The 25,619-nt window shown below is 75.0% G+C and carries 20 protein-coding genes and 1 tRNA gene; 10 read left to right on the top strand and 11 right to left on the bottom strand.

What is annotated here, in order from left to right:
• Positions 1-81: 81 nt before the first annotated feature.
• The 6 genes from ACIRFL_RS33650 to ACIRFL_RS33625 form a co-directional block, all read right to left on the bottom strand.
• Positions 82-2,250, bottom strand: coding sequence for a bifunctional serine/threonine-protein kinase/ABC transporter substrate-binding protein (locus ACIRFL_RS33650; RefSeq protein WP_404036146.1), 2,169 nt, complete (start codon positions 2,248-2,250; stop codon positions 82-84).
• Between the two features lie 10 nt (positions 2,251-2,260).
• A complete protein-coding gene (locus ACIRFL_RS33645) occupies positions 2,261-4,411 on the bottom strand; it encodes a bifunctional serine/threonine-protein kinase/ABC transporter substrate-binding protein (RefSeq protein ID WP_404036143.1) in 2,151 nt (716 codons plus the stop codon).
• Positions 4,411-5,250, bottom strand: coding sequence for a hypothetical protein (locus tag ACIRFL_RS33640; protein ID WP_404036140.1), 840 nt, complete (start codon positions 5,248-5,250; stop codon positions 4,411-4,413). Before ACIRFL_RS33640 ends, ACIRFL_RS33645 begins: the two co-directional genes overlap by 1 nt.
• 176 nt (positions 5,251-5,426) lie before the next feature.
• Positions 5,427-6,881 (bottom strand): cellulose binding domain-containing protein, encoded by a 1,455-nt coding sequence (locus tag ACIRFL_RS33635; RefSeq protein WP_404036138.1) that lies wholly within the window; start codon positions 6,879-6,881, stop codon positions 5,427-5,429.
• A 172-nt stretch (positions 6,882-7,053) separates the two neighbouring features.
• On the bottom strand, positions 7,054-8,427 hold the full coding sequence (locus ACIRFL_RS33630; protein ID WP_404036135.1) for a sensor histidine kinase: 1,374 nt from the start codon (positions 8,425-8,427) through the stop codon (positions 7,054-7,056).
• Positions 8,424-9,128 carry a response regulator transcription factor gene (locus tag ACIRFL_RS33625; protein WP_404036132.1) on the bottom strand — a complete coding sequence of 235 codons (705 nt, stop codon included), beginning with the start codon at positions 9,126-9,128 and terminating at the stop codon, positions 8,424-8,426. The genes ACIRFL_RS33630 and ACIRFL_RS33625 overlap by 4 nt, the downstream gene beginning before the upstream one ends.
• A 98-nt stretch (positions 9,129-9,226) precedes the next feature.
• Between ACIRFL_RS33625 and ACIRFL_RS33620 the strand changes: the two genes are divergently transcribed.
• The gene (locus ACIRFL_RS33620) at positions 9,227-9,757 is read left to right on the top strand and encodes a hypothetical protein (protein WP_404036129.1); all 531 of its coding nucleotides are present in this window, start codon (positions 9,227-9,229) and stop codon (positions 9,755-9,757) included.
• A 25-nt stretch (positions 9,758-9,782) separates the two neighbouring features.
• On the opposite strand, the gene ACIRFL_RS33615 is transcribed toward ACIRFL_RS33620, so the two are convergent.
• Together ACIRFL_RS33615 and ACIRFL_RS33610 are read right to left on the bottom strand one after the other, a co-directional pair.
• Positions 9,783-10,652, bottom strand: coding sequence for a spermidine synthase (locus ACIRFL_RS33615; RefSeq protein ID WP_404036127.1), 870 nt, complete (start codon positions 10,650-10,652; stop codon positions 9,783-9,785).
• 513 nt (positions 10,653-11,165) lie between these two features.
• Complete coding sequence (locus ACIRFL_RS33610) at positions 11,166-11,552, bottom strand: hypothetical protein (protein ID WP_404036123.1); 387 nt, start codon at positions 11,550-11,552, stop codon at positions 11,166-11,168.
• Between the two features lie 254 nt (positions 11,553-11,806).
• Here ACIRFL_RS33610 and ACIRFL_RS33605 point away from each other — a divergent pair, with 254 nt between their 5' ends.
• Positions 11,807-13,261: a hypothetical protein gene (locus ACIRFL_RS33605; RefSeq protein WP_404036120.1), complete on the top strand. Its 1,455-nt coding sequence runs from the start codon at positions 11,807-11,809 to the stop codon at positions 13,259-13,261.
• 6 nt (positions 13,262-13,267) lie between these two features.
• Here ACIRFL_RS33605 and ACIRFL_RS33600 read toward each other — a convergent pair whose 3' ends face one another.
• Positions 13,268-13,864 carry a histidine phosphatase family protein gene (locus ACIRFL_RS33600; protein WP_404036117.1) on the bottom strand — a complete coding sequence of 199 codons (597 nt, stop codon included), beginning with the start codon at positions 13,862-13,864 and terminating at the stop codon, positions 13,268-13,270.
• 203 nt (positions 13,865-14,067) lie between these two features.
• Between ACIRFL_RS33600 and ACIRFL_RS33595 the strand changes: the two genes are divergently transcribed.
• The 7 genes from ACIRFL_RS33595 (at position 14,068) to ACIRFL_RS33565 (ending at position 20,644) form a co-directional block, all read left to right on the top strand.
• Entirely contained in the window at positions 14,068-15,105 is a 1,038-nt protein-coding gene (locus tag ACIRFL_RS33595) for a phosphatase PAP2 family protein (RefSeq protein ID WP_404036114.1), read from the top strand.
• Entirely contained in the window at positions 14,990-16,264 is a 1,275-nt protein-coding gene (locus ACIRFL_RS33590; protein WP_404036201.1) for a hypothetical protein, read from the top strand. The genes ACIRFL_RS33595 and ACIRFL_RS33590 overlap by 116 nt, the downstream gene beginning before the upstream one ends.
• On the top strand, positions 16,255-17,844 hold the full coding sequence (locus ACIRFL_RS33585; RefSeq protein WP_404036111.1) for a hypothetical protein: 1,590 nt from the start codon (positions 16,255-16,257) through the stop codon (positions 17,842-17,844). Before ACIRFL_RS33590 ends, ACIRFL_RS33585 begins: the two co-directional genes overlap by 10 nt.
• A complete protein-coding gene (locus ACIRFL_RS33580; RefSeq protein WP_404036109.1) occupies positions 17,841-19,190 on the top strand; it encodes an AAA domain-containing protein in 1,350 nt (449 codons plus the stop codon). Before ACIRFL_RS33585 ends, ACIRFL_RS33580 begins: the two co-directional genes overlap by 4 nt.
• Positions 19,191-19,463: 273 nt before the next feature.
• On the top strand, positions 19,464-19,835 hold the full coding sequence (locus tag ACIRFL_RS33575; RefSeq protein ID WP_388719011.1) for a hypothetical protein: 372 nt from the start codon (positions 19,464-19,466) through the stop codon (positions 19,833-19,835).
• A gap of 166 nt (positions 19,836-20,001) precedes the next feature.
• Positions 20,002-20,580 carry a bifunctional DNA primase/polymerase gene (locus tag ACIRFL_RS33570; protein WP_404036106.1) on the top strand — a complete coding sequence of 193 codons (579 nt, stop codon included), beginning with the start codon at positions 20,002-20,004 and terminating at the stop codon, positions 20,578-20,580.
• Positions 20,571-20,644, top strand: a tRNA-Lys gene (locus ACIRFL_RS33565). Before ACIRFL_RS33570 ends, ACIRFL_RS33565 begins: the two co-directional genes overlap by 10 nt.
• A 141-nt stretch (positions 20,645-20,785) precedes the next feature.
• On the opposite strand, the gene ACIRFL_RS33560 is transcribed toward ACIRFL_RS33565, so the two are convergent.
• Positions 20,786-21,997, bottom strand: coding sequence for a M6 family metalloprotease domain-containing protein (locus tag ACIRFL_RS33560; protein WP_404036198.1), 1,212 nt, complete (start codon positions 21,995-21,997; stop codon positions 20,786-20,788).
• A gap of 358 nt (positions 21,998-22,355) precedes the next feature.
• On the opposite strand from ACIRFL_RS33560, the gene ACIRFL_RS33555 reads away from it, so the two are divergent.
• The gene (locus ACIRFL_RS33555) at positions 22,356-24,200 is read left to right on the top strand and encodes a putative bifunctional diguanylate cyclase/phosphodiesterase (protein WP_404036103.1); all 1,845 of its coding nucleotides are present in this window, start codon (positions 22,356-22,358) and stop codon (positions 24,198-24,200) included.
• On the opposite strand, the gene ACIRFL_RS33550 is transcribed toward ACIRFL_RS33555, so the two are convergent.
• Positions 24,179-25,267: an LLM class flavin-dependent oxidoreductase gene (locus tag ACIRFL_RS33550; RefSeq protein ID WP_404036100.1), complete on the bottom strand. Its 1,089-nt coding sequence runs from the start codon at positions 25,265-25,267 to the stop codon at positions 24,179-24,181. The genes ACIRFL_RS33555 and ACIRFL_RS33550 overlap by 22 nt on opposite strands.
• Between the last annotated feature and the right edge of the window lie 352 nt (positions 25,268-25,619).

Here is a 25,619-nt window from a genome sequence, read left to right as displayed (position 1 = left end):
GCGGCGGAGCCGCACATCGATACAGCCCCGCGCCCCTTTGGGGAGCGCTGTCGAACCGGCGCGCTACTTCGCCGGGCCCGCTCAGGGTGTGAACGGGCGGGTGAGGCGGTCGTAGCGGTTCAGGAAGTGGAAGCGGGCGGATGCGGCGCCGTAGAGGAAGCTTGCGTCGGTGTCGTCGAGGGCGTGGGCGGTGTCGAAGCGGATCGGCTTGGCGACGCCCTGGACCGGAGTCCGGAACAGGCGTTCCGCGACCTGGCCCCGGGTGAGGTCTGGGCCGCCGCCGAGCGCGTCCAGGGTGCGGGCGATCAGGACGACGGCGTCATGGGCCTCGGCCGCCCACCGTGCCGGATCGGCGCCGTAGCGGTCGCGGTGGGCGGCGGTGAAGGCGCGGGCGGCGGCGGTGTTCATCGACCGGGGCTCGGCGTAGGGCGCGGCGAGGACCCAGCCGTCGGCCGCCGCGCCCGCCGCGTCCAGGAACGCGCCGCGCAGCACGGGCTCGACGGCGACGCGGGCACCGGTGAACCCGGCCCCGTGCAGCGCGCGGGCGCAGGCGGCGGCCCGGGTGGGCGAGGTGCCGGCGTAGACGACGGCATCCGGCCGCGTCGCCAGCGCGTCGGCGACGACCGCGCGGAAGTCGGTCCGGTCCGCGGCCACCGGGTGCCGGGTCGTGGCGCCGCCGCCGGGCGGCAACGCGGCCATCATGCGCGCCAGTTCGCGGCCCGCCGGCCCGGCGGCCAGGTCCTCCACGACGGCGGTGCGCCGGGACGGACGGGCCTGGGTGAGATAGACGGACAGCGGCAGGCCGAGCGCGTCGTCGCCGACCCGGGTCACGCACAGGGAGCGCACCTGGGCCGTGTCCCGCGCGGTGGGGGTCGCCGAGACCAGCAGCGTCGGCAGATTGTGGGCCCCGTACACCGGCGCCGCCGCGTGCACCGCCGTGGCGGTGCTGGGACCGAGCACCGCGAGCACCGCCGGGTCGGCGGCCAACAGCCGGGCCGCGCGGGCTGCCTCGTCGGCCCGCTGCCCGCCGGCGACGGCCCGTAGCGCGAGCCGGAACCGGATGCCGGTGCCCGCGTTGTGCGCGGCGACGGCGAGCCGGGCGCCGCGCTCCTGGTCGGGGCCGATGCCGTGCAGGCCGATGGTGTGCTCGGGCGGTGCCGTGCCGCGGCCCGTGCCGTCGCGCAGCAGCAGGACGGCCGCCCCGGCGCCCCCGGCGAGCAGCGCCCCGCCCGCCGCCGCGCCGACGGCCAGGAACCGGCGGCGGCCGGGCACGGGGACGTCCTCGGCGCCCGCTGGGCCCGCGGTGGCTTCGGGCGTCCTCGGGGGCGGGTCCAGTGCCTGGGCGGCGCGCGCGGCCACCAGTCGCACCAGTGCGGGCGGCAACCAGTCACCGGGGTCGGCGAGTTGCCCGCTCTCACGGGGGTCACGGCGGCTGCCGGCGGCGGCCAGGGCCGCGCTCAGGTCGGGTGCCGTGGGCCGGCGGGCCGCGTCCTTGGCGAGACAGCCGGCGACGGCGGCGCCCGCCGGGCCGGGCAGCCGGTCGAGTCCGCGGACGTCCGGCTCCTCGTGGACGGTGCGGTAGAGCACGGTGGCCGGGTCGCCGCCGCCGAACGGGGGCCGGCCCGAGGCCGCGTACACCAGGGCGCAGCCCAGCGAGAACACATCGCTCGCCGGGCCGACGTCGTCGCCGTAGGCGCGGGTCTGTTCCGGGGAGAGATAGCCGGGGGTGCCGATCACCGCGTCCGGCGCGGTCAGCGCGGTGGCCCCGCCGCCGCGGACGATGCCGAAGTCGATGAGGTGGGGCCCGTCCCGGCCGAGGACGATGTTGCCGGGCTTGACGTCCCGGTGGACCAGCCCGGCCGCGTGCACGTCGGCCAGCGCCTCGGCGATGCGCTGCCCGAGGGTGAGCACGGCGCGCACGGGCAGCGGGCCGTGCCCGGCCACCGCCTCGGCCAGGGTGGGCCCGGGCACGAACGCCGTCGCCAGCCACGGTTCGCGGGCCTCGGGGTCGGCATCGGTGACCGGCACCACCCAGCGGCCCCGCACCCGGGCGGCCAGCCGGGCCTCGCGCCGGAACCGGGCCCGGAACTGCGGTTCGGCGGCATGCTCGGCGCGGATCACCTTGAGCGCGACGAGCCGCCCGCCCCGGTTGCGCGCCAGGTACACCACGCCCATGCCGCCCGCGCCGAGCCGGGCCAGCAGCCGGTGCCCGCCGACCGTGGCGGGGTCGTCCGCCGTCAGTGCCCGCATCGCGCCCGCCTCAGGTGAGCGGCACCGGGCCGACGTACCGCCAGCGTCCGCCGGACACCCGCAGATGGCTGAGCCGGCCGCCCTTGAACGTGCCGTCCTTCTCGAAGGCGTACGTGGCCGCCGCCCCCTTGTAGTCGGCCGTGCGCAGGGCCGCGGCGAGTTCACCGCGGCTCGGCCGCCGCCCCTTGCTCCGCTCGACGGCGGTGAGCCGGTCGATGACGAGGCGGGCGACGTCATGGGCCTCGACGGCCCAGATGCCGGGGGCGGCGCCGTAGCGCTCGCGGTACGCGGCGGCGAAGGTCCGCACCGCGGGGGCGTCCGGGGCGGCGAACGAGGTGAGGGCCTGCCAGCCGTCGGCGGCCTCGCCCGCGCGGGCGGTGAAGGCGTCCGTGGCGGCGGGGGTGTCGAGGAACCGCGGCCCGTCGAAGCCGCGTTCGGCCAGCGCCCGCGCCACCAGCGCGGCCCGTTCGGCGGTGCCGGTGTAGTAGAGGCCGTCGATGTCGTGGGCGAGCAGGTCGGAGACGACCGCGGCCGGGTCCGGCGCTGCGGCGGGCACGATCCGCACGTACGGGTCGAGCTTGAACCCGGCGGCCATGCGGTACGCCAGCTGGACGGGTTCCCGGCCGGTGAGTCTGCCCGCGCGGTCCATGAGCACGCCGGGCCGCTTGGCGCCCAGGCCGGCCAGCGCGGCGTCGGTGAGATAGCCGCCGACCATGTTGGCCGGGGTGCAGCGGAAGTAGACGCGCGGGTCGAGGACCTGGGCGGAGTCCGGTGCGGACAGGCACAGCTCGGACACCGTCAGCAGGGGCAGCCCGGCGTTCTCGTACGACGCCAGACAGGCCGCGGCGGAGGTGAAGCCGGTGGGGCCGAGCACGGCGAGCACATCGCGGTCACCGGTCAGCCGGCGGGCCGCCGCCCGCGCACCGGCCGTGCCGCCCCGGTCGTCCACGGACTCGACGGTGAGCGTGAAGGGTCTGTCCGCGCGGGAGTTGAACGCGTCGACGGCGAGCCGCACCGCCCGTTCCTGGGCCCGGCCCGCGGCCCGCTGCGGCCCGCTCAGATCGGCCTGGACGCCGATCGTCCAGCGCCGGCCGGCCGGTGTGCCGGGCCGTTCGCCGCCGTCGCGCAGCGCCGCCCACAGCGCGCTGCCGCCGCCGGCCGCGACGAGCACGGCGCCGCCCGCCGCCAGGGACAGCAGCCGCCGCCGGGAGGTGCCGCCGCGCCGCGCGGCATCCGCCTCGGTGGGCTCCACCTCGGGCAGCGCCAGCAGCCCGGCGGACCGGTCGGCGATCATGCGGACGACGGGTGCGGGCAGCCAGTCGGCCGGGTCGGCCAGGGCGTCGTCGGCGGGGGCGTCGCCGGCGAGGCCGGCGGCGGCCTCGGCCGGCGTGGGCCGCTCGGCGGGCTCCTTGGCCAGGCAGCGCGCCAGCAGCGCGCGCAGCCCGTCGTCCTCGACTCCGTCCAGGTCGGGCCGGTCGTGCACGGTGCGGTACAGCAGGGCGTCGGCCGCACCGGTGCCGAAGGGGAGGCGTCCGGTCGCCGCGTACGCGAGGACGCAGCCCAGCGAGAACACGTCGCTCGCCGGGCCCGTGGGCCGGGCCTGTGCCTGCTCCGGGGAGAGGAAGCCGGGCGTGCCGACGACCACGCCGTCCGAGGTGAGCGCGGTCGCCCCGGGGGCGGTGGAACGGGCGATGCCGAAGTCGATCAGGCGGGGGCCGTCGAGGGCCAGCAGGACGTTGCCCGGTTTGACGTCCCGGTGCACCAGGCCCGCGTCGTGGACGGCTTCGAGCGCCCGCGCCAGCACATGTCCGAGCACCCGCACGGCCGGCACCGGGAGCGGTCCGCACGCCGCGACGGCCTCGGCGAGCGAGGGGCCGGGGACGAACGCGGTCGCCAGCCACGGCGCCGTGGCCTCGGGGTCGGCGCCGGTCACCCGTACCACCCAGGGGCTGCGGGCCTGCCCGGCCGCGGCCGTCTCGCGCCGGAACCGCTCCCGGAACTCGGGGTCGTCGGCGTACTCGGCCTTGATCACCTTGACGGCGGCGAGGTCCCCGTCGGCCGTGCGCGCCAGGTACACCACGCCCATGCCGCCGGAGCCGAGCCGTCCGAGCAGCCGGTGGTCGCCCAGTCGGGAGGGGTCGGAGGGCAGCAGTCGCTCCATCACGCGCCTCCCCGGCCACCGGACGCGGTGGGCGCGGGCGCGCCGGCCGGGCGGGCGATCGCGTCCTTCACGTTCCGCAGCATCCGCGTGAAGTACGTCTGGACCAGGTCCACGGACGCGTCCCGCGCCCGCTCCGTGCCGCCGCACAGGGACGCGCTGACGACGACCGGCCCGAAGGTGGCCTGGATCCACCAGTACGGGCGGGGGCCGCCGCGCGTCTCACCGACGCACCGGCCGCTCTCGATCAGGGAGTCGTCGCTGTAGGTGTTGTTTCCCTCACCCCAGGCGTACGTGGACGAGGTCAGATCGGTCAGCCTCTCGCCGGCGCCCAGGGTCTGCTCCGGGCACTGGATGGCCTCCTCCTGCATCCGGGCCTGCTCCCAGGCGGCGTCGAGCGTCGTGCGGTGCACGGTGACCTCCGCCGACAGCCGCAGCCCGGCCGCGCCGTCGGCCCCCGGCACCTCGAAGTTCCGCCGCAGGTTGGCCAGGACGTCGCCGCGCAGTGCGGCGCGGCGCCAGGCGCAGTCCTCACCCAGCACGGCCCAGGTACCCGGGTCGCTCTCGTACGGCGTGCCGCGCCGGGCCCCGTCGCCGACGGTGCCCTCGTCGGCGATCACCCGGCGGATCAGCGCACGCGCGGCCCCGGGGGTCGCCGGCAGCTTCGCCGGGTCGGCCCGCTGTGTCGGGCCCTCGGCGGATGCCGTCGCGGAACCGCTCGGCGCCGCGCCGCCCTCGGCCGCGCGGGACGCCGACGGCCGGCCGGTCGCCGAGGGCTCGCCGGACTCCGTGCACCCGGCCAGCAGCAGCCCGCACACGACAGCGGCGGCGCCGCTTCGCAAGGATCTCCCCCACCACACAACGCCCCATTATCCCCGTGGACTTCGCGGCCGTCAGTACGTTCCGATCAGGACCGCGGAAATATCGGCGCCCCGGCCGGGTGGGGGGATGCCGGCCGGGGCGCCGCCCCCGTGTCCCCAAAAGGGCCTCGGGTCGGGCGGTGGTGAAGGGGTTCGGGTCAGCGGTAGGCGGCGAACGCCTTGGAGAAGGCGAACGGGTCCTGGACGATCGAGCTGCATGTGGCGTCGGCGGTGGGCTTACTGCCGCCCGCGCACTGCTTGTCGCGGGTCGCGGACCACATGGACAGCCCGCCGAGGCCCTTGGACCTGGCGAAGTCGACGAGCTGAGCGGCGTCGTCGACCGTGAAGACCTCGGAGGAGACGTCGTTGACGCCGATCATCGGGGTGACCGCGACCGCCTGCCACGCGGCGCCGTCCGAGAGGCCGAGCACGCTCTTGATCTGCGCCTGTGTCGCGGTCGCCGCCTGCTCGGCGTAGTCGCCCATGTCACCGCTGTACGCGGGGCCGTAGTCCATCGCCATGATGTTCACGGTGCCGATCCGCACGCCGTTGGACCTCGCGTCGGCCAGCAGGTTCACGCCGTCCTGGGTGAGGCCCTCGGGCATCACGGGCAGCGTGAAGGAGACGTCGAGGCCGGGGTGCCGGGCCTGGAGCCGGGCGATGGCCTGGGCGCGCCGGGTGTTGGCCGCGGTGTCGGGCAGTGCCCCGCCCTCCACGTCGAAGTCGACCTTCGTGAGCCCGTACGCGTCGACCACCTTGCCGTACGCCGCCGCCAGCGCGTCCGCCGAGGAGCAGGTCGTGGCCAGTTCGGAGCCGGAGGCGCCGCCGAAGGAGACCCGGACGTCGCCGCCCTCGGCGCGCAGGGCGCCGATCTGCGCGGCGACGCCGTCGCCCGACAGGTCCGTCACGCCGCCCCACTTGGGGGTGCAGCCGCCGCCGTCGGTGACGAAGGCGAGGTTGTAGTCCTTCACGCCGGTCGCCGCGGCGCTCGCCGACAGGTCGAAGGCCGGGTACAGGGAGGTGTCGACGTACGGGGCGAAGCCCGCGCCGGCGGCCGCGCCGGTGCCGGCGCTCCCGGACGGGGACGGGCTGCCCGTGGCGGTCGGGGTCGTCTGGTCCGGGGAGGACGGCGTCGCGGTCGGGGTGGGTGCGTCGCTCGGGCGGCCGCTCGGCTCGGGCGTCGCGGCGCCGTCCGCCGAGCACTTCGCCCCGCCGATCAGACAACCGGTGGGGTCGGCGGTGCCGTTGACCACGAAGCCGACGGTGAGCGATGCGCCGGCCGCCAGGCCGTCGGTCTGCCACCTGGGCGGCTTCACCGTGACATGCCGGCCGTTCACGCTCGACTCACCGTTCCACAGGGAGCCGAGCTTGGTGCCGGCCGGCAGGTCGAACTCCAGCGTCCAGTCCCGCTGCGGCCCGCCGCTGTTGTTCGTGACGACGTACTGCGCGGTGTACCCCGTCGACCAGTCGCTGGTCCTGGTGTACGCGGCGCCGACGCCGGCCGCCTGCGCGGTGCCGGTGAGCAGGACGGCACCGCCGGCGACCGCGGCAGCCGCCAGGAGACCGCCCAACGCCTTGTGCCTGCCTCTGATCCTGCGCCGGTGCGTGCTCATGCGCGTGCCTGCCTTCACTGTTCGCGGGGGGTGGGTGCGGCAGCACGCTAGCGAGCCGGAATCGGGCAAAGCACTTGATCCGGGCGGGCGTTGGGGTTCTTAGGGTGCGCTTAAGGAAGGGATCGGGGACGGTTAAAGGTCGAGGCCGGCAGCGGGTACGGGCGGGGGCGTGTCAGTGCACGGCCGGGCGTCTGCGGCGGCGGACCGCGCCGCGGTGTCCTCGGCGCACCGGTTCCCGCCCGGCCAGCTGGATCCAGAGGCGCACCTCGGTGCCGCCCAGCACCGACGAGCCGATCCGCACGTCACCGCCGGTGGACTCGGCGAGCCTGCGCACGATGTCCAGGCCCAGTCCGGTCGAGCCGTCGCTGCCGGAGCCACGGCCGCGGGCCATCGCCGCCTCCGGGTCGGGTATGCCGGGACCCGCGTCGGACACCAGCACGATCACCGCGTCCTCGCCGTTGTGCACGTCGACCGCGAAGGCCGTGCCCTCGGCGGTGTGCCGGAAGACGTTGCCGAGCAGCGCGTCGAGCGCGGCGGCCAGGTCGGCGCGGGCCACCGGGATGCGTACCGGACGCTCCACCCCGGCCACCCGCCACTTGCGGCCCTCGTCCTCGGCGAGCGCGGACCAGAACGCCATGCGCTCCCGGACGACCTCGGCCGCGTCACAGCCCGCTCCCGGCCCGGCCGCGGCCGTCTGCGGCTTGGCGTCCCGTGCGGTGCGGATGATGGTGTCGACCTCGCGCTCCAGCTGTTCGACGGCGGCCCGGGTCTGGTCGGCGGCGGGCCCCTCGCCGAGCGAGGCCGCGTTCAGCCGCAGCACGGTCAGGGGCGTGCGCAGCCGGTGGGACAGGTCCGCGGCCAGTTCCCGCTCGTTGGCGAGGAGTTGGACGACCTGGTCGGCCATGGAGTTGAACGCGACCGCGGCCAGCCGCAGTTCGTTCGGCCCGTCCTCGGGCACCCGCGCCCCCAGCTTGCCCTCCCCCAGGTCGTGGGCGCCCTCGACCAGCCGCTGCGCGGGCTGCACCATCCGCACGCCGAGCCGGTCGGCGACCGCGACCGAGCCGAGGACCAGGGCGACGCCGACCGCGGCGAGGACGCCCCAGGCGGTGCCGACGCCCTTGCCGACGTCGGAGTCGGGGACGAACACCTCCACCACCGCGATGGCGCCCGAGCTGAGCGCGACCGGCTGGAGCAGTGTCGAACCGCCCGGCACCTCGGTGGTGGAGGCGCGGCCCAGTCGGCGCACGGTGCCGATGTCCCGGTCGGCGGCGCGCTGCCGGCCGATGTCGACGGCGGCGGTGCCGTCCACGGCCGGTATGTGCACGGCCATCCCGGAGTCGGAGCCCGCCGAGGCCACCACCCGCTCCAGCTTGCCCCGGTCGGTGGTGATGGACAGCGCGGGGGCGAGGGCGGCGGCCTCGCGCTCCGCGTTGGAGAAGGCGCGGTCGCGGGCCATCTCCTTGATGACCAGTCCGAGCGGCACGGCGAAGGCGACCACGACCATCGTGGTGACCGCGAGACACACCTTGACCAGGGCCCACCTCATGGCGCGGACCCCCCTCCGGGCGGCTCCAGCTTCACGCCGACGCCCCGCAGGGTGTGCAGATAGCGCGGCCGGGCGGCGGTCTCCCCCAACTTCCGGCGCAGCCAGGACAGATGGACGTCGATGGTCTGGTCGTCGCCGTACGACTGCTGCCAGACCTCGGCGAGCAGTTCCCTGCGGGGTACGACGACGCCGGGCCTGGCGGCCAGGAAGGCGAGCAGGTCGAACTCGCGGCGGGTCAGGTCGAGCCGTACGCCGTCCAACTCGGCCTGGCGGCGCAGCGGATCGACGCTGAGACCGCCGACGCGCAGCACGGAGGGCGGCGCGGCGCCGGCCAGGGCCGCGCGGGACCGGCGCAGCACGGCGGCGATGCGCGCGGACAGGTGGTCGACCGAGAACGGCTTGGTCAGATAGTCGTCCGCCCCCGCGTTCAGCAGCCGGACGATTTCCGCCTCGTCGTCCCGGGCCGTGGCGATGATCACGGGTACGTCGGTGATGCCGCGCAGCATCTTCAGGGCCTCGGACCCGTCCAGATCGGGCAGTCCGAGGTCGAGGATGACCACGTCGAAGCGGAAATGGGCGACCTCGCGCAGCGCCTCCAGTGCCGTGCCGACGCTGCGCACGGTGTGCGAGGCGTCGGTCAGGTGCCGGATGAGCGCCGAGCGTACGAACTGGTCGTCCTCGACCACGAGCACACTTGCCATGCGCCGCACCGTACGCCATGCGGCCCACGCGGTCCGGGGCCTGTGGACAACTCCCGCCGGGTGCGGTCCGTGGGGCGGGTGGGGCAGTATGGCCGACGATGCGCAGAGGACTCGTACACGTACTGGCGTGGTCGCTCGCCACGGGCGCGGCGGTCACGCTGTCGTGGTGGGGTGTGCACACGGTGATGGCGGGGACCGCGTACGACCCGCCCCGCGCCCTGCCCATCACGGCGGCCGACGCGACCACGCAGGGCGCGAAGCCGCTGGTGCCGGCGACCGCACGGCCGCCGTCCCCGTCGCGGACGCCCGCTCGGCAGCCGTCGGACACGCCTTCCGCGCGGCGCACGCCGGCGCCCGCCCGTAGCGCGCCGAGCAGTCCCGCGCCGTCGCCGTCCCCCACCGCCTCCGGCCGGGTCAGGGGCTACGACACCGACGGCGGGCGTGCGGTGTTCGACCTCGGGGAGACGAGCGCGTCCCTGGTCTCGGCTACCCCGGGCACGGGGTGGTCGATGCAGGTGTGGAAGACGGAGAGCTGGATCCGCGTGGAGTTCACCCGCGGCGCGGACCGGGTGTCCGTGTTCTGCACATGGCACGACGGCCCACCCCGCGTGGAGATCGGCACCTACTGAGCCCGGTCCGCTTCGACCGCAGGGGTCAGTGGAAGGCCGATGGGGGTGGGGGTGGGGAGGCTGTTGCCGCCGCGTCCGTGACGGGGGTGGCGCCGCCGGTGAAGTCGGTGAGCGGCTTGCCGTGTTCGACCCGGCCGGGGTGCGGGTCGGAGGCGGTACGGCGGGTCAGTTCGGCGATCGGCAGCGGGCGGTCGGCGGCGACCAGGACCGCGTTGCCGAACCGTTTGCCGCGCAGCACCGCCGGGTCGGCGACCAGCGCGACCTCGGCGAACCGGGCGGCTGCGGTGGCGATCTGGCCGCGCAGATGGGCGAGCGGCGGGCCGTCGGTGAGGTTGGCGGCGTAGACGCCGGTGGGGCCCAGCGCGCGGCGGACCTCGTCGAGGAATTCGGTCGAGGTGAGGTGGGCGGGGGTCCGGGCGCCGCTGAACACGTCGGTGACGATGAGGTCGGCCCAGCCGTCCGGGACCTTGGCGAGGCCCGCGCGCGCGTCCGTGGAGCGCATGCGGATCCGGGCGGCCGGGTCCAACGGCAGCCGTCTGCGTACGAGTTCGACAAGGCGTGCGTCGCGTTCGACCACCTGCTGGGTGGAGCGGGGGCGGGTGGCGGCGACGTACCGGGCGAGGGTGCAGGCGCCGCCGCCGAGGTGTACGGCGCGCAGCGGCTTTCCGGGCGGTCCTGCCAGATCGACGACGTGTCCGAGCCGGCGCTGGTACTCGAAGGAGAGATGGGCGGGGTCGTCCAGGTCGACATGCGACTGCGGGGCCCCGTCGATCAGCAGCGTCCAGGCCCGTCCGCGGTCCGGGTCGGGTATCAGCTGTGCCAGCCCGCCGTCGACGCTCTCCGCGACGGCGTCGGCGGCCGCCGACCCGCGCCGAGAATTCCTTGCCCTGCCCACCCCCTCATTCTCGCAGCCGCCGCACACGCCCACCGACCACGGACACGACGTCCACGCAGACCCCGCCCGAGCCGGCCGGTGCGCCCGCACCAACCGGCCCGGTACGCGCGCCGCGAGGGGCCCGGCACGGACGACGCGATAAGCCCGGTGCGCGCACCCTCACCACGAGTGCGCGCCGCGACAAGCCCGGTACGGGTGACGCGACGGGGCCCGGCACGGGCGTCCGGCGGCCCGGTGCGGGCGACACGACAGGCCCGGTGCGCGCACCCTCACCACCAGTGCGCGCGCCGCGACAGGCCCGGTGCGGGCGTCCGGCGGCTCGGTGCGGGCGGCGCGGCGTCCGAAGTCGCGTGGGCCGCGTCGCGCGCCCGGCCACGGTGCCTCCGGCGGGCGGACCGGGGTCGGTCCGAAGGCAGGCCCGGCCCGGGGTCCGGCCGAAGGCCGCCCGCTGCGGTCCACGGGGGCCGCAGCGCGGGCGGCCGACCACGCAAACCGGCCCCGACGGCGGAGCGTTCAGCGGCAGCTGTCCGCCGCCTTGATCAGGCGGGCCGCCTCTCCGAGGGCGTGACGCAGCACCGTCGGGTCCGTGGCGGGGTCGGCCTCGCCGGGCGGTACGAGCCAGTCCGAACCCTCCACCGGGGGCTCGGGATTCAGGCTCAGGCCGCGCCCGTCGGTCTCGGTGCAGGTGCTGCCCGGGACGTCCCAGGCGGCCGCCGTGCCGGGCGGCACGAGGAAGCCGAGGGTGCCGCCCCCGTCGTCGTGCAGCACGGGGCCCACGCCGTCCGCGGCCCCCCGCCGCAGGATGTCCACGGCCTCCAACCCCTGCCGGGTCGGCACCGTCACGAGGTCGCACGCCGCTCGCGACGAGGTACAAGGATCGTTGCTCCGGCTGGTCTCCATCCCGGCCTCCACCACGCAGCCTCCTGCAGTCCACCCGGTTCAACGCGGCAGAGCGTCAACAGCTACGCGCAAGTCCGCCGCAAAGGATGGCAGTTCATGGCAGATCGTGGGGCAGATATCCGATTTGTAGCCAAACACTGCGTGGCGGGACCGTCACAACCGGTACGTTCTTGCTCGCCGGAACAGGATGCCACACGCACAACTCACCTCGGATCCGGCATGGTTCGACGGTTCGCAGAGAGGACCCCCCGGCCATGGCGTCGTCAACGGTGACCTCGTCACAGCCCGACCGCCCAACGCGGCCGAACCTCGCCTTCCGGCGCCTGCGCGGCCGGCGTTCACCCGCCGAGTTCGCGGCGCTGGTACGGCGTGCCGCTCGCGAGATCGGTGAGCGGGTGAGCTGTGACGCGCGCTACGTCGGCCGGGTGGAGGCGGGTGAGATCCGCTGCCCGAACTACGCGTACGAACGGGTGTTCCTGCACATGTTCCCCGGCCGCACGCTCGCCGACCTCGGCTTCGCGCCCCGGTCGTCCGTCCGCGGACGCGGGGCACGCCCGGCCGGGGACGCGGCACCCTCGCGCGGCACCGACCCGGTGCCCGCCGCGGGTGCCACGGGGGCGGCCGTCGAGCCGTATGACACGCAGGACCCGTACGACACGCACGAGAACCACGAGAACCACGAGGAGAGCGACGTGCTGCGTCGCGCATTCATGACCGGCGGGGGCGCCACGGTGGCCGCCGCCCTGGGGCCCTTCGGCCTCACCATCGACGCCGCGGCCACGCCCGCGGACCGGCCGCCGCGGCGCGCCGGATCGGCGGAGGCGGCCGCGCTCGAAGAGGCCGTCCGCCGGATCCGGCTGCTGGACGACCGGCACGGCGCCGACGGCCTCTACCGGCGCGCGGCGGCCCCCCTGCGCGCCGCGTACGCGCTGCTGGACGCCGGTGCGACCCGGCAGGCCTCGGCCGACCGGCTGCACTCGGGCGCCGGTGAACTGGCCATCTCGGTGGGCTGGCTGGCGCACGACTCCGGCCGTTTCGACGACGCGCGCTCGCACTACGCGGAGGCGCTGGCGACAGCCCGGGTGACCGGGGACCCGGCCCTGGAGGCGCACGCCTTCTGCAACACGGCGTTCCTCGCCCGGGACGCCGGACGGCCGCGGGAGGCGGTGCGGGCGGCGCAGGCCGCGCAGCGGGCGGGACGCCCGCTCGGCTCCGCGCGCCTGATGTCGCTGCTCGCGCTGCGCGAGGCGGGCGGCTGGGCCGGGCTCGCCGACCGCACCGGCTGCGAACAGGCGCTGGCCCGGGCACATGCCCTCTTCGCGCGGGGCCGCTCGGACGCCGACCCCGAGTGGATGACGTTCTACGGAGAGGCCGAACTGGAAGGGCTTGAGGCCCAGTGCTGGTCGACGCTGGGCGACTGGCCGCGCGCGGCCCGGCACGCGCGCCGCGCGGCCCGGCTCCAGGACCCGCACTTCACCCGGAACATCGCCCTGTACACGGCGGAACTGGCCGACGACCTCGCGCGCGGGGGCCTGCCCGACGAGGCCGCGCAGGCCGGGCTTCGGGTCCTGGAGCTGCTGGACCAGGTCCAGTCGTCCCGCATCCAGACGATGCTGGCCGGGACGGCACGCGTGCTGCTGCCGCACCGCGGGGCCTTCGGGGTCTCCGAGTTCCTGGAGCGGCACGCCGCACTGCCGCGCGGTGTGTGACGGCGCTCACTCGGCGAGGTGCCCCTGGTCGTTCCAGCTGTCGATCGCCGGTTCGCCGTACGCCCAGCCGAGGACCGACAGGGACGTGGGGTTGAGGCGGATGCGTGCGGCGAAGTCCAGGGGCAGGCCCAGCCACCGCGCCCCTATGGAGCGCAGGATGTGCCCGTGGGCGAAGACCAGGACGTCGCGGTCCACCGACCGGGCCCAGGCGACCACCTCGTCCGCGCGGGCCGTCACCTCGGCCGGGCTCTCCCCCTCGGGCACGCCGTCGCGCCAGATGAGCCAGCCCGGGCGTACGGCCTGGATCTCGGCGGGGGTCATGCCCTCATAGGCGCCGTAGTCCCATTCCAGGAGCGCGTCCCAGGCATCGGCCCGCTCGCCGAACCCGGCGAGTTCGCAGGTCTCACGCGCGCGTGCCAGCGGGCTGGTGCGCACCTCGGCCCCGGGCAGGCCGTCCAGGGGCGCCCGGTACAGCCGTTCGCCGAGCAGCTTGGCGCCCCGGCGCCCCTCCTCCAGGAGCGGCACGTCGGTCCTGCCGGTGTGCTGGCCGGACAGCGACCACTGTGTCTGTCCGTGCCGGGCCAACAGGATGCGCGGTGCCATGAGGGGGCCTTTCGGGACGGGCGGCGGGAGGCCGCCGAAGCGGAACCCGTCCATCATCGCGCACGCCCGGCAGGGGCAACCCGGCGGGCGATCACAGCGTCTTTGAGGGCTGGAACGCCCCCCGCACGGGCGGACCACGTACACCGTAAAGTGGCACGGTCGGCCCGCGGGGCGCCGCGCGGGAAGAGGGGGAGGGCGATCGGATGCCGCAGACCGAGACACCGGGCACCGGGGTGCTCTCGCGGTTCCGGCTGCGGTGGTGGACCGAACTGCCGCTGATCCTGCTGGTCTACGGCTGCTACTCGGCCGGCCGGCTGCTCGCCCGGGGGGACGTCTCGACCGCCGTCGACCACGGGCTGGCGATCCTGCGCATCGAGAAGTTCCTGCGCATCAACGCCGAGCATCCGCTCAACCGACTGTTCACGCGCGAGGCGTGGCTCGGTGTGCCCGCCGACTTCTGGTACGCGTCCCTGCACTACCTGGTCACGCCGGTCATCCTGATCTGGGTCTTCCGGTTCCGGGCCGCCCACTACCGCGCGGCCCGCACCTGGCTGATGACGTCCACGTTCATCGGCCTGATCGGCTTCACCCTGCTGCCCACCTGCCCGCCCCGGCTGCTCTCGCCGGAACACGGCTTCGTCGACACGATGGCCCAGTACAGCTCCTACGGCTGGTGGGGCGGCCAGGCCAGCGCCCCGCGCGGTCTTGGCAGCATGACGAACCAGTACGCGGCCATGCCGAGCCTGCACGTCGGCTGGTCGCTGTGGTGCGGGGTGATGCTGTGGCGGTACGGCGGCACCCGCTTCACCAAGGTCCTCGGCGTGGCCTACCCGCTGCTGACCACCATCGTGGTCATGGGCACCGCCAACCACTATCTGCTGGACGCGGTCGCGGGCGCGGTCGTGATGGGCGCCGGGCTGCTGCTCGCGCCGTATGTAACGCGGACCGTCGCCGCGGCGCGGGCCCGTCTCACGCCGGCCGTGGCCCAGGCCCAGAACGCGCTGCGGGCCAGGACCGCCCCGGCCGCCCCCGCCGTCACGGGCCGCTCCGGTGGCGCTGGTTCCCCGATTGTCGGTGGCGGATGCCAGACTTCGACGGGTGAACGATTTCCACGGCAGCGCGAGGATCGGCTCGGGTCCGGAGCCGGGCCGGACGGCTCCCCCGGGGACGCGGGAGACGGCCGTCAGGACTGGGACGTCCCCCACCCCGGCGAAGTCGAGAGTCTGGGGAAGACTCGCTGAACTGCGCGGCGGCCCCGACGTCCCGGCCAAGGCGCTGGACGCGCGCGCCCTCGCCGCGCTCGCCGCGAACCCGGGCTGCCGCAGGCGGGCGATCCTGGACGGCGCCGGGATCGACAAGACCGCGCTGGCCGAGGCGCTGGGCGCGCCGGCCGTCTTCGGGCAGTCCCAGTTCGCCCTGACCCGGGGCAACGCCTTCGAGGCACGGGTGAAGGCCGACAACGGCGCCGAGCTGCTGCGGCTCGTGCACACCGCGCTGGATCCGGCCGCCGAGCCGCCGCGGGATGCCGCCGTCCCCGACCTGTCCGCGATCGGCCCCGAGGGGCGCACGGCCCGTACGGCGCTGGCCCTGCGCGAGGCCACGGCCGCCCCTGGCACCTGGACGCTGCTCGACCATCCGATGCTGGCGCTCGACGTCGCGGGCTCCGCCACGTACCTGGAGCCGGACGCGGTGGTCGTGCACCCGGACGGCAGCTGGTCCGTCGTGGAGATCAAGTCCTTCCCGATCCTGGACGGCGCGGCGGACCCGACGAAGGTGGGCGCCGCCGCCCGGCAGGCCGCGGTGTACGTGCTGGCCCTTGAGGAGGTCGCCGCCCGCCTCGACCCGGTCCCACGGGTCCGCCACCGGATCCTCCTGGTCTGCCCCAAGGACTTCTCCAACCTGCCCGCCGCCTGTGCCGTCGACGTCCGCAAGCAGCGCGCCGTCACCGCCCGCCAGCTGGCCCGGCTCACCCGCATCCAGGACATCGCCGACGCCCTGCCCGAGGGCACCTGCTTCGCCCCGGACCGGCCCGCCGCCGAGCTGACGGCCGCGGTCGAGTCGGTGCCGGCGACGTACGCGCCCGAGTGCCTGGCCGCCTGCGAACTCGCCTTCCACTGCCGGGCACGCTCCCGCGCGGCCGGTGCGGTCACCGCACTCGGCCGTCCGCTGCGCGCCGAGCTGGGCGGTCTGGCCACGGTCGAGGACGTGCTGTCGGCGGCCCGGGGCGCGAGCGGCGACCCGGACGACCCGGCGGTCGCCGCGCTGCGCCGGGCGGCGGCCCTGCGCGCGGAGGCCCTGCGCGCGGAGGCCCTGCGCGAGGCGGCAGCGGGCGAGGCGGCGCCGGGCGAGTCGGCGCTTCCCGGAGCGCGGGCCGGCCGGGAGGTGGCCCCTTGTCGCTGATCGCCGCCCTCGGCCGGCTGGAGGCCGTGAGCTGCGGCCGGGCCCGGCCCGCCGCCACCGTGCGGCACCGTCACCTGTCCGACCGGCCCCTGGTGTTCGTGCCGCTGACCACCGCGGGCGAGGCCGGTGCCCCGCTCGGCGCCCTGGTCGGCACCGACCGTGCCGCGCCCCGGCTGCTGGTCGTGCCGCAGCCACGCGACCGTGACCTGCGCTTCGCCTTCTTCGCCGAACTCGCCGACATCGTCCTGCCGTACCTCGACGGGTACGCCGACCGGGTCGAGGACGCCGAGCGCACCGAGACCGACCCGGAGACCGGCAAACGGGTCAAGGTGGTCACGGAGCTGTGCGCGGACGCGCCCCAGCTGATCGTGCCGAGCCGCGCGGGCGTCGACTTCGTACGGCTGCTGGGCCGCTCCACGCGCTTTCGCCGCACGGCCGAGCAGGATCCGCAGGCGCCGTACCCGGCGCCGCCGCGGGTGCCGCTGCTCGGCCGGTGGCTGACCCACTTCGGGGAGCGCGCCCGGGTGCCCGGCTCCTCGCTGCTGCTCGCGCTGACCGACGTGCTGGCCCGGCACTGGTCGACCGGCCAGTCCAGCCTGGAGGACCAGCACCTGGGCGCGCTGCTGGCCTGGATCGATCCGCCCGACGGCGTCTCGGGCGCCACGGCGGCCGAGCGGGTGGAGCGGGCGCGGGACACCGCAGGGCAGTTGCTGTACCCGCCCGCGGGCCCCGCCACCGACCCGGCGTTCGACAACCGGCTGCTGGCCCCCGCCATCGAGCGCCACCACCGCGCCCGCACGGCCCTGGCCGCCGCCGAGGACGGTCTGCAGGCCGACGCGCGGCTCGGCGCGGTCACCGCGGCCGAACGGGAGATCCACGCCCTGGTCGAGAGCCGTACGCGGCCCACCTGGGACGCCGTGTGGCGCGGCCTCGACCTGCTGCGGGCGCTGCCCGAGGGCGCGCATGTCGAGGAGCGGTGGACCCGGGACCGGTGGTCGTTCACCGGCCACCGCGACCGGGTGCGGGCCGGCGAGCCCCCGCAGCCGCGCCGCGACGACGCGGTCACCGCGGCGAACAAGCTGGCCGCGCGCGAGCGCGAACAGGCCCGCCTAGAGGCTCAGGAAGCGCTCGACGACCCGCTGGTGATGGCCGGCCGGCGGCTGGCCGGGGAGGCGTTCGCGGGCGAGGTCACGGATGTGGTCATGGCGTACAGCGAGGGGAAGCGGCCCAGTCCGCGCCCGCTGGTCACCGTCTGCACGGACGACCGGCCGCACCTCGGGGAGCGGGCGAAGGCGTACCGCTCCCTGGGCGGCAGACCGCAGTCGGCGGAGTTCGTCGGATACGAGGGCGAGGGGCTGATCGTGCTGCGGATCCTGGACAAGATGGGCCGCGGCAAGGAGCCCGAGGCCGGGTCCGTGCCGGAGAAGGGCGACCGGCTGTGCTTCACGCTGTTCGAGCACGACCAGCGCGGCGGGGCGAAGCTGCCCGACCCGGAGCAGACCCCGTGGACACACGGCGGGCCGCCCGGCGAGGCCGTGCCGGAGGCCGCCGATCCCGTCACCGAGGAGGACGCGCTGTGACCGCGGTCAGCACGGCGGGCGCCTTCGACCCCGGTGCCGCCGCGGCCCGGGCCACCGAGGCGATCCTGAACGACACCCTGCACGGCGAGCACCGGGGCGTGGTGGTCGACTCCCCGCCCGGCGCCGGCAAGTCCACGCTCGTGGTCCGTGCCGCGCTCGAACTCGCCGACGCCGGGCGGTCGCTGATGGTGGTCGCGCAGACCAACGCGCAGGTCGACGACCTGGTCCTGCGGCTCGCCGAGAAGAACCCCGAGCTGCCCGTTGGCCGGCTGCACAGCAGCGACGCCGACCCCTACGACAAGGCGCTGGACGAGCTGCCGAACGTGCGCACGTCGGCGAAGGCGGCGGACCTGACCGACGTTCCGGTGGTGCTGTCCACGGCCGCGAAATGGGCGCACGTCACGGTGGACGAGCCGTGGCGGCACGCGATCGTCGACGAGGCGTACCAGATGCGCTCGGACGCGCTGCTCGCGGTGGCCGGGCTGTTCGAACGGGCGCTGTTCGTGGGCGACCCGGGCCAGCTGGACCCGTTCGCGATCGTGGGCAGCGAGCAGTGGGCGGGGCTGTCGTACGACCCGTCGGCGTCCGCCGTGACGACGCTGCTCGCGCACAACCCCGAACTGCCGCAGCACCGGCTGCCGGTGTCCTGGCGGCTGCCGGCCTCGGCGGCGCCCCTGGTCTCGGACGCGTTCTATCCGTACACGCCGTTCCGCAGCGGCACGGACCACGGCGACCGCGGGCTCGCCTTCGCCGTGCCGTCCGACGGCTCGGGACCCGACCGGGTGATCGACGAGGCGGCGGCCGCGGGCTGGGGCCTGCTGGAACTGCCCGCCCGGCACACACCGCGCACGGATCCGGAGGCGGTGCGGGCGGTGGCCGCGGTCGTGCGCCGGCTGCTGGACCGCGGGGGCGCGGCGACCTCCGAGCGCGGTACGGGGCCGGTCCCGCTCACCGCGGGCCGGATCGCCGTCGGCACGGCCCACCGGGACCAGGCGGCGGCGGTACGGGCGGCGCTGGCCGAGCTGGGCGTGGCCGACGTCACCGTCGACACGGCGAACCGGTTGCAGGGCCGGGAGTACGACGTGACCGTGGTGCTCCACCCGCTGTCCGGCCGCCCCGACGCCACCGCCTTCCACCTGGAGACGGGCCGCCTGTGCGTGCTCGCCTCCCGGCACCGGCACGCCTGCATCGTGGTGTGCCGGGCGGGCGTGGCCGACCTCCTGGACGAATACCCGTCAACCGACCCGGTCCAGCTGGGCACGCTGGTCAAGTTCCCGGACGGCTGGGAAGCCAACCACGCGGTACTGGCCCACCTGACAGAACACCGAGTCCCCTGGCAACCCTGACAGGCCGCGGTAGCGGGACCTGCACAGGCCGCAGCGTTGGACGTGCGGTCTCTTCTGGGCGGCGGGCCAGGAAGGCCAGGCGTCGGCCGAGGACCCGGTTGGCGTTGCGGGGCTTGTTCGTGCGCCACAAGGGCGCGTGGCGCTCCGCGTGCGGTCCTGACCACCCTGGGCGAGGGGTGAAAGGTGGCCGTTACGGGGTCGTGGGGGGCGGGGGAGAATGGAGGAGGTGCAGCCTGAGAGGCGGCCCAGGAAAACATATGAGGAGGACGAGACATGGCGGAGCCCACGCCGCGTCGGAACGAACCGCGGCTACGCCCCGCGCCCCTGCTCTTCGAGCCCGTGGCGGCGGTCGCCGATCCCGAGCACTTCTTCGACCTGGAGTCGATGGACGACCCCCGGGCCCTGCTGGCGCGCGCGACCGAGCTGGCCCAGGCGTTCCGTGCCGCCGCCGACCGTGCCGTGGAGTACCAGGCCATCGCGGCGGCCCAGCTGGCCGACCCGCGCCGCTTCGACCGGCTGACGCCCGCGGACATCGCCGAGCGTGCGGAGTGGACCGAGGACTACGCCAAGAAGATGGTGGAGTTCGGCCGGGACCTGATGCGCGGGGCCGACGCCGAGGGCCGCGGCACCGCCGATCCTGTGTGACGCACAGGCGACGACGGGCCGGATGTCACCAACCCCTCACCACTCCGTCGCCATCCCCGCACCACGGCATATGCCAGGTGGCAAGATACTCCCTCCTCCATCCTCCCGTCCTGAATTTCCGCAACTCACAGCGACGGAAATTTCACCGACGGTAGATCTAGGGGCCATGAGCAGCACACGCAAGGTCACCACCGACGGCGCCGCCTGGCTCGCCTCCGCAGGAACGTATCCGCGCAGCACCCTCGCACTGTGGGAGGAGCGGCCCGACGCCCCGCTCGTCCTGCCCTGCGGCACCGCCTTCGACGTGGTGAACGCACCGGCGATCTTCGGTCGCCGGATGCTGGACCGGCTGTGGGCCGAGGGCCAGGGGTCCGGGCCGGTCGCGGTCCTCCGGGGCCGGGTGCTCCTGTTCGCCGCCCCGGGCACGGCCCAGCGCCTGCCCTCGCTGCTGGCCTGGGAGGAGTGGGGCTCCCGTGGCCGCACCTGGGGCGTGCCGCCGCTGCTGTGCCACGGCACCGGGGACGCGGTGACCGTGCCGGCCCTGCGCGCCCCGGACGGCGAGGAGTCCGCCGCCCGTGACGGCTCACGCTGGCTGGTCGCCCCCGGCGCCCGGCACCCGTGGCTGCCCGGCCCCGAGGTGATGCTCTGGGCGGCGGTCCGGGCGGCCCGGGAAACCGTGCGGATATCGATTTTTCCTCCCGCCGACCAGGGTGCTAAGGTCTACGACGTCAGCAGGCGCCGCTAGCTCAGTTGGTTAGAGCAGCTGACTCTTAATCAGCGGGTCCGGGGTTCGAGTCCCTGGCGGCGCACGACGACGATGGCGAGGCATGTTCGCATCAACCGCGAACCCCTCGCCATCTCTGTTTCCGCCACGGCCGTCCCGCACAACGCACGGTCACCCCGCACAACGCGCCCCGCCCGGCACGCGCCGCGGGGTCTCTTCGTCCGGTTCAGCCCTTGACCTTCGGTGTGATCTTCACCGTCCAGGCGCCGGACACCGTCCGGTCCTCCACCTCCACCCGGACACCGTCCCCCGGCACCGTGAAGGTCTCGCCGAGCGCGACCGGGGCGTCGGCGAGCGGCGGGTAGACCGAACCCTCCCAGCATGCCTCGGTGCCCGGATGGGCGTCCACGACCTCGATCGGGCCGCCTCCGGAAGCCGCACCGCTGTGCACCCGGTACACCAGCACACCCTGCCGGCAGACCCCGTGGTCGCTCCCGGCGGGCCCGCGCGCCTCGACGGCCAGCGCGCTGTCGGCCCCGGTGCGCACGACGGCCAGCTTCACCCCGCCGCCCAGGCCGAACGCCGGCGACCCGGCGGCCCCGGCGTCCGGCGGCTCCCCGGCGGCCAGCGGCTCCAGAGTCAGCCGGGTCGGCCCGGCCCCCCGTACGCACACCACCTGGCGGGGATCCAGCCAGCCCAGCTTCCACTTGTGCCAGGCGAACAGGTCGGGCGCCAGCCCGAACTGACTTCCCATCAGGTCCCAGTCCCCGACGTAGGTGTCCCAGTCGCCCTTGCCGTCCACCGGACGGTGGTAGAGGTCCGGCAGGTCGAAGACATGCCCGGTCTCGTGCGCGAGGACCAGCCGGTCCGGCGGATGCTCCTCGAAGACCGTGACGACCCGGCGTACGTCCGTGTCGTCCACCCGCACCGGGGTGTCCAGGTTGACGACCTTCGTCGCGTCGGAGTCCACGCCGGGCGCGTCCGGATCGGCCACGAAGTAGACGATGTCGTAGCGCGAGAAGTCGACGTCCGGGTCGGCGACCGCGAACGCGTCCCGCAGATAGGCGGCCCGCTGCGCGGCGCTCCAGTCACGCCTTATGACGTACGACGTCGAGGGGCGCGGCATGCGGATCCAGCGCTTCAGCGGATGCGGGCGCAGAGTGAACCTGCCGTAGGAGACCTGTTCGAAGAAGCGGCTGGTGGCCGGGAAGTGGTCGGCGGCCAGTTCGGCGGGCGTGCTGCGCGGGGCCGAGTCCGGGAAGGAGAGGAACACCAGCACGGCGTCGAGCGGGCGGGTGGGGCGCGGATAGGCGGAGTTCCAGGTGTCCACTCCCTCGGAGTGGTGCGCGTCGGTCCGGTGCAGGGCGCACGGCGTCGTGGAGAACGGTTCGGCCACCGACGGAACGGTGAGGATCGACGTCGCGGCGAGCGCCGACATCGTGGTGAACACGGCGGCGGCACTGCGCAGATGGGGCGGCAAGGGGAGACCTCCGGGTGCGGTTGCTCGGACACCGCACCCAGCGTGTGGGATTTTGCTGCGCTATGCCCTGTTTGTCTGCACCAGAAGAGTGAGTACCCGTCACACCCTCGAATGGCCGACGCCTCAAATCACTCACGGAACGTCACAAGCGGTCGCGGGCCCTAAGAACTCGTCCAGGCACGGGCAGAAACGATCTGTCGGAACCGTGGGTCGATCGGGGACACTGGAAGTCGGCTGGAAGGCCCTCGGGCCAGCCTCTATGATCGGCACACTTTCCTGCACGGACAGAGATCGAGTGGCACTGCGGGAGCGAGCGGTGAGCGGAACGTCCGAAGGGCCGACGCCCGCGGCAGACCTCGACCGGTCCGCCGTCACAGAGAGTGACAACAGTATGTCTTCGGGTGCGCGGCGACCGACCGCCGGATCGCCGGCACAGGCCTACCACTCCGTCTTCGCGGCGGCCCCGCTGTCCATGGCGATCGTCGACCGCGACGGCCGGGTGGTCAGCGCCAACGACGCGTTCGGCGCGCTGCTCGGCATCGACGCCGCCACGCTGACCGGACGGGTCGCGGCCGACCTGGTCGACCTGACCTCCGACGCCCGCGCCTGGCACGCCTACCGCGAGGTGCTGCGCGGCCGGCAGGCGAAGCTGCGCTGCACCCGGCGGCTGAAACAGCGCGACGGCCGCGCGGTGTGGGCGCAGGTCACCGTCACCCCGCTCGGCGAGTCCGAGCACGGCGTCCTGCTCTCCGTCGCCGACATCAGCGCCCGCCGCGAACTCCAGGCCAGGCTGCGGCACTTGCAGATGCACGACCCGGTGACCCGGCTGGCCAACCGCACGCTGTTCTTCGAGCGGCTGACGGCCGCGCTGGAGGCGGACACCTACGAGCAGGGCGGCACCGGCCGGGTCGGACTGTGCTACCTGGACCTCGACGGCTTCAAGGCGGTCAACGACACCTTCGGCCACCGGGTCGGCGACCGGCTGCTGGCCGCCGTCGCGGAACGGCTGAACCAGATCGCGGACGAGGCCGGGAGCGGGCGGGCGGCCACCCCGCTGGTGGCGCGGCTCGGCGGCGACGAATTCGCCCTGCTCGTCGAGGACTCGACGGGCACGGACCAACTCGCCGAGCTGGCCGAGTCGGCACTGACCGCGCTCCGCGCCCCCTTCGACCTCGCGGGCCGGCGGCTGTCACTGACGGCCTCCATCGGCGTGGTCGAGCGGCACACGGCCGGCACGACGGCCACCGGCCTGATGCAGGCGGCCGACACCACCCTGTACTGGGCGAAGGCCGACGGCAAGGGCCGCTGGACGCTGTTCGACCCGGAGCGCAACGCGCACCGGATGACCCGGCAGGCCCTCTCCTCCGCCCTGCGCCCCGCCATCGACCGCGGCGAATTCGCCCTGGAATACCAGCCGTTGGTGGGCATGGAGGACGGCCGGCTGCGGGGGGTCGAGGCGCTGGTCCGCTGGCACCACCCGCAGTTCGGCACGCTGACGCCGAATCGGTTCATCGGACTCGCCGAGGAGGACGGCTCGATCGTGCCGCTCGGCCGCTGGGCGCTGGTCACCGCCTGCCGCCAGGCGCGCCGCTGGCAGCTGGACCACCCGGACGAGCCGCCGATCTTCGTCAGCGTCAATGTGGCGGTGCGCCAGGTCTGGGACTCCGACCTGGTGGCCGATGTGGCGGACGCCCTCGCCCGCACGGACCTCGCCCCACACCTGTTGCAGCTGGAGCTGACCGAGTCGGCGGTGATGGGATCGGCGGGCCGCCCGCTGGAGGCCCTGCAGGCGCTGAGCGACATGGGGGTGCGGATCGCCATCGACGACTTCGGCACCGGCTACTCGAACCTGGCGTATCTGAGCCGGCTGCCGGTGTCGGTCCTCAAGCTGGACGGCTCGTTCGTGCGCGGCTTCCAGTACGACGACCCCGGCGACCGGCCGAATCCGGCCGACGAGGTCGTGGTCGAGGCGATGATCCAGCTGGCGCACCGGCTCGGGCTCACGGTGACCGCCGAGTGCGTGGAGACGTCCGCGCAGGCGACCCGGCTGCGGCACATCGGCTGCGACACCGGCCAGGGCTGGCTCTACTCCCGGCCGGTGCCGCCCGACCGCATCTCCGAACTGCTGGCGACGCAGTCCTACGCGGTGGGCAACCCGTAGGCGTCCGCGATCAGTTGGTACGAGCGCAGGCGCAGATCGCCGCTGTGCGCGTGCGAGGTGAGCATCAACTCGTCGGCGCCGGTGCGCTTGTGCAGCGCGTCCAGTCCGGCGCGCACCTCGTCGGCGCCGCCGTGCACGATGTTGCCCGTCCAGGACCGCACGAATTCCTCCTCCATCGGGCTGAATTCATGCTTCTCGGCCTCTTCCGGGTCCGGGAACAGGCCGGGGCGGCCGGTGCGCAGCCGGACCATGTTCAGCGCCATCGCCCGGGTCTGCCGGCGTGCCTCCCGCTCGTCGTCCGCGGCGAGGGCGGAGACGCCGATCAGGGCGTAGGGCTCGTCCAGGATGTCGGAGGGCCGGAAGTTCTCCCGGTACAGGTCGAGGGCCGGGATGGTGTTCTGCGCGGAGAAGTGGTGCGCGAAGGCGAAGGGCAGGCCGAGCAGGGCCGCGAGGCGGGCGCTGAAACCGGAGGAGCCGAGCAGCCAGACGGGCGGGCGGTGCGGGGACTGGACACCGCCGGGCGCGGTCGCCTGCACCGGGCCGGGAACGGCGTGGATACGGCGGTAGGGGTGGCCGTCGGGGAAGTCGTCGTCCAGGAACCGGGTCAGCTCCGCGAGTTGCTGCGGGAAGTCGTCGGCGCCCTCGTTCAGGGTGTCGGTGCGGCGCAGCGCGGCGGCGGTGGCCCCGTCGGTGCCCGGCGCGCGCCCCAGGCCCAGGTCGATCCGGCCCGGCGCCAGCGCCTCCAGCGTGCCGAACTGCTCCGCGATGACCAGGGGGGCGTGGTTGGGCAGCATCACCCCGCCCGAGCCGAGCCGGATCCGTTCCGTGTGGGCGGCGAGGTGGGCGAGGATCACCGCGGGCGAGGAGGAGGCGACGCCCGGCATGGAATGGTGCTCGGCGACCCAGTACCGGTGGAAGCCGCGTGCCTCGGCGAGCCGGGACAGCTCGACGGCGGTGCGCAGCGCGTCGGTGGCGGTGCTGCCCGTCCCTACGGTCACCAGGTCCAGTACGGAGAGGGGGACGGGGGCGGTCCCCTGCGCCGTCCCCCGGATCTCGTCTGCCGCCACGGTGTTGCCTCCTGAGTGTCGCCGTGCGATGTCCTCCGGAGGTTAACGGGAGGGGGGCTCCGGTTTATTCCCGGCCGCCGTGTGTCGGTGGCTCCGGGTGCCCCGGCCGCGGTAGGTCCATCGGGTGCGGGTGGGTTGTGGCTGATCGCGCAGTTCCCCGCGCCCCTTCGGGGGACATCCGCCGTCCATTGGGTGCGGGGGCGTTGTGGCTGGGCGCGCGGTTCCCCGCGCCCCTTCGGGGGCATCCGTCGTCCGTCGGGTGCGGGGGCGTTGTGGCTGGGCGCGCGGTTCCCCGCGCCCCTTCGGGGGCATCCGTCGTCCGTCGGGTGCGGGGGCGTTGTGGCTGGGCGCG

The organism is Streptomyces sp. NPDC102462 (assembly GCF_044765425.1).
GTDB lineage: Bacteria > Actinomycetota > Actinomycetes > Streptomycetales > Streptomycetaceae > Streptomyces.
This window is presented reverse-complemented; position numbering and strand designations above follow the sequence as displayed.